The organism is Nostoc flagelliforme FACHB-838 (assembly GCF_014698065.1).
Classification (GTDB): Bacteria; Cyanobacteriota; Cyanobacteriia; order Cyanobacteriales; family Nostocaceae; genus Nostoc; species Nostoc flagelliforme_B.
Map to the genome: position 1 here is coordinate 1 of NZ_JACJSI010000524.1, position 3499 is coordinate 3499.

5 protein-coding genes are annotated in these 3499 nt (G+C 43.9%); all 5 read left to right on the top strand.

Annotated features, from left to right (window positions below; genetic code table 11):
* Positions 1-212 precede the first annotated feature (212 nt).
* The 5 genes from H6G97_RS47950 to H6G97_RS47970 all read left to right on the top strand — a co-directional run bounded on the left by H6G97_RS47950 (position 213) and on the right by H6G97_RS47970 (position 3429).
* Entirely contained in the window at positions 213-602 is a 390-nt protein-coding gene (locus H6G97_RS47950) for a DUF302 domain-containing protein (protein ID WP_190947362.1), read from the top strand.
* A 64-nt stretch (positions 603-666) separates the two neighbouring features.
* A complete protein-coding gene (locus H6G97_RS47955) occupies positions 667-1662 on the top strand; it encodes an NAD(P)/FAD-dependent oxidoreductase (protein WP_190947363.1) in 996 nt (331 codons plus the stop codon).
* A gap of 167 nt (positions 1663-1829) precedes the next feature.
* A complete protein-coding gene (locus H6G97_RS47960; protein WP_242056129.1) occupies positions 1830-2210 on the top strand; it encodes a cupin domain-containing protein in 381 nt (126 codons plus the stop codon).
* Positions 2211-2441: 231 nt separating this feature from the next.
* On the top strand, positions 2442-2798 hold the full coding sequence (locus H6G97_RS47965) for a DM13 domain-containing protein (RefSeq protein ID WP_206759177.1): 357 nt from the start codon (positions 2442-2444) through the stop codon (positions 2796-2798).
* 19 nt (positions 2799-2817) lie between these two features.
* On the top strand, positions 2818-3429 hold the full coding sequence (locus H6G97_RS47970; protein WP_242056130.1) for an alpha/beta fold hydrolase: 612 nt from the start codon (positions 2818-2820) through the stop codon (positions 3427-3429).
* The last annotated feature ends 70 nt before the right edge of the window (positions 3430-3499 follow it).

Consider the following 3499-nt stretch of genomic DNA (forward strand, 5'->3'; position numbering starts at 1 on the left):
ACCGCTTGCGTTCTTCTTCGCTTTTAGTATTAGCGATCGCGTCTTCAATTACCGTTGCTGGAATAGCCATTTCGATTGCTCTAAGCAAGTCAGTATTTTGTATCTCAGGAGACCCAATGAAAAATCCCTCAGATGCACGACACTTAATTTCCATTCTTCGGAACAATGCCTAATTTACATGACTTTGAGCCTTAACTGAACCGTATTGTGCCATGAATGCAAATAACGGCATCATCAATCAGCCCAGCCCATATTCAGTAACTGAAACCATCGATCGCTTAGAAGTTATCCTTCAGGCAAAAGGCATCACCATTTTTGCCCGCATTGATCAACGAGCTGAAGCCAAAAAAGTTGGACTCAGCTTGCGCCCAACACAGTTATTACTGTTTGGCAATCCTGAAGCCGAAACACCGCTCATGGTGGCAGAACCGACGATCGCTCTGGATTTACCCCCGAAAGTACTGGCATGGGAAGCCGCTGACGGCAAGGTATGGCTGAGTTACAACGATCCTGATTACTTAAAACATCGGTTCTCTCTCTCTGATGAGTTGGTCAAAAATATCGCGATCATTGCACCTTTAATTAATCAAGCACTCCAATAGACCTGTCTTGAAAATAGGGATTGGGGACTGGGGAAGCAACATTTTCATCTATGAGAAAAATGCCATGAAACTAACAAAGCAAAATCTCTCAGAACGTATTGATTATATTTACGACGCGATCGTGGTTGGTGGTGGAGTAGGTGGTTTGTCTGCCGGAATTTATCTGCAACGCTATCTTCTTTCCAGTTTAATTATCGATAAAGGCAAAGCCCGCTCTTTCTGGATGCAGGAACTGCACAACTATCTTGGATTACCGCCAGATACACCGGGGCGATCGCTCCTGAGGCAAGGCAAAGAGCACTACCTTACTCTAGGTGGTGATATGCTCGATGCCTTTGTGGAAGAGATTGTGGATGAGGGAGAAACCTTTGCCGTAAAAGTCAAAATTGACCGGCAAGACAGCTTCCATCAAACGTTTCATGCCAGATATCTGATTGCTGCCAGTGGCATTATTGATTACTTGCCTAATTTGGATAATATGCGAAACGTGTTTGACTATGCCGGGTACAACTTGCACGTTTGTTTAATCTGTGACGGCTACGAAATGGCAGAGAAAAAAGTAGGCGTGTTTGCCAGTACTGCCAGCAAGGCGGAGGTTGTTTTTTCTCTAGGTTGGTTTACACCTCACATCACCCTATTTACGCAAGGAATGTTTGAAGTTGGCGATGAGTTACGCCAGAAATTGCAAGAGAATGGTTATCAAATAATCGAAACGTCGATTCAACAATTTCTGGGCGAAGACCATCAGATGAATGGAGTGGAACTGGAAGATGGCACGGTAATTGCGCTAGAAGCTGGTCTGATCTCAATGGGGTCAAAGTATCACGCCGATTATCTGGAAAAGTTTGATTTGGAAAAACAAGGCGAAAACTTAGTCACCGATAAGATGGCGCGGACTTCTCATCCCCGTATTTTTGCGATTGGGGATCTCAAAGTCGGACTGAATCAAGTTGTAGTTGCCGCCGCAGATGGGGCATTAGCAGCTACCCAAATCTGGCGAGACTTGCGTCGCAGTCGTCCAATGGCTGGTAGTGGCTCAAAGATATTGAGCGATCGTTAAATTAGCAATCCGCGCCTCGTAGATTTTCAAAGCAGTCTAATAAACAACTATTTCCTGCGGTAGTGTATCTTCATCTAAATTCAGTGCGCGATCGAGATTGCAACAGAACTGTACACCATCACTAACACTGATTTACGAATAAACAACTTGTTTAGTTGGAGAGGACAATGACAATCAACCAAAACGGACTTTTCGTTCAATCAGGTGGGGGTCATTCTTACTACTTTGGCCAAGACCTTTATACCTTCAAAGCAATTGGTGAAGAGACAAGTGAAGCTTACGCGCTTTGTGAGGTAATCGTTGCACCTGGTGGCGGTACTCCTCCCCATCGACACAGCCGAGAAAATGAATCGTTCTATGTGCAAGAGGGAGAAATTGAATTTCAGCTTGACGATCGCATCCTTGTTGCAACGGCTGGAACCTTCCTTCATTCGCCCAAAGGTCAGCTTCATCAATTTACCAACACTACCTCTGTACCGGCCAAAATGTTGGTTTGGGTGACCCTGCTGGATTTGAGAAATTTATTGCGGAAGTGGGAAAGGCGGTGAATGGTCAAATTACATCTGCCCCACCATTGAGTTCTGAAGACTTAGATAAAATCCTCACCACTGCACCTAAATACGGCATCGAGATTATTCCTCCGCCTCCTAAGAAATGACAACACGATGACTCACCGTAAAACTTCCAGTTTTAATTGTGGGAAATCAGTAAAAAGGTTTACTGGCGACCGGAAAAACGTTGATTTTAAGTACTACGAGATAATTGGAGAATTTTCAACTATGAACTTATCTGGCACTTTTATTTCTGGCGAACATCCTACCGAAGGAACAGTTCAGATTGTAGTAGAGTCCGAGCAACGATTCGTTGAGTTGCAACAAGACTTCAAAACTTCCCATCTTGGCCCTGACTTACGAGTAGTTCTTCATCGCCTTGAAGACGTTATTGGTTCAACCACTCCCCCAGATTTTCCAATTAAAGAGCAAGAAATTTTCTTGCTTGACCGCTTACAAAGCTTTACTGGAAAGCAACGTTATCTCATCCCATCTTGGCTAGATTTAGCAAATTATCAGTCTGTTGCTATTTGGTGTTATGCGTTCAATGCTACTTTCGGCGCTGCCAAACTTAATGGTCAATAAACTTTCAAGGAGTAACATTATGACTGCATTTCGCACAGTTTCTATCGATGGTTTAGATATCTTTTATCGAGAAGCTGGCTCCCCCAATAATCCAACTATTTTGCTGTTGCACGGCTTTCCGACCTCATCTCACATGTTTCGTAATCTGATACCTGCGCTTGCTGATCGCTTCCATCTTGTTGCTCCCGATTATCCCGGTTTTGGTAACAGTTCAATGCCAACTGTGAATGAGTTTGACTACACATTCGATCGCCTGTCCCAGATTGTAGAGAAATTTATTACTGCGCTCGACCTCAAAAAATACAGTCTTTACGTGATGGATTATGGTGCGCCTGTTGGCTATCGAATAGCTACTAAATACCCAGAGCGAGTGCAAGCCCTGATTGTGCAAAACGGGAATGCCTACGAAGAGGGGCTTCGGGAGTTTACCGAACCCATGAAGACATACTGGCAAGATCCTTCTTCTCTTAATGCTCAAAAGCTGAGAGACTTTCTCGGACTGGAAGGAACGAAGTGGCAATACACCAACGGCGCTCGCAATCCTGAAGCGATTAGCCCTGACACCTGGAACATGGATCAACTCTTCCTTAGACTTGTCCGAAATATTAACTTAGGAAAAGAAAAATGGTAAAACGTTTAAGTAAGTGTCTACCATTTTTCTGTATTAGTTATGGTTTTTGATTATATCCAGAAGTATCCGC